The sequence below is a fragment of the Streptomyces hesseae genome (assembly GCF_031845785.1).
In the GTDB taxonomy this organism is placed as follows: Bacteria; Actinomycetota; Actinomycetes; order Streptomycetales; family Streptomycetaceae; genus Streptomyces; species Streptomyces hesseae.
Genome location: NZ_JAVRFI010000065.1, coordinates 1 through 476, shown reverse-complemented (window position 1 = coordinate 476; position 476 = coordinate 1). Strand labels below are relative to the sequence as shown.

Sequence of the window (476 nt, the reverse complement as noted above, 5' to 3'; positions counted from 1 at the left end):
CCCTGTTGGCTGTGAAGCGAACGTCAAGGAACAGATCGACTACGTGACTCAACACGGCGTCATCGAAGGCGGCCCGAAAAAGGTGCTGGTCCTCGGTGCTTCCACCGGTTATGGCCTGGCTGCGCGCATCAGTGCCGCGTTTGGCTGCGGTGCCGACACCCTGGGCGTGTTTTTTGAGAAAGAAGGCGAAGAGGGCAAGTTGAGTTCCGCCGGCTGGTACAACAGCGCCGCGTTCGAGAAGTTTGCCGTCGAAAAAGGCCTGTACGCCAAGAGCATCAACGGTGATGCGTTCTCCGACGAGATCAAGCGCCTGACCATCGACACCATCAAGAAAGACCTGGGCAAGATCGACCTGGTGGTCTACAGCCTGGCCGCGCCACGCCGTACCGACCCGCAGGGCGTGGTGCACAACTCCACCCTCAAGCCGATCGGCAAAGCCGTGACCCTGCGTGGGATCAACACCGACAAGGGCGTCG

The 476-nt window shown here is 60.7% G+C and carries 1 pseudogene; it reads left to right on the top strand.

Features of this window, described 5'->3' with window-relative positions:
* Nucleotides 1–476: pseudogene (locus RM609_RS34210) on the top strand (bifunctional NADH-specific enoyl-ACP reductase/trans-2-enoyl-CoA reductase); the annotation flags it as partial.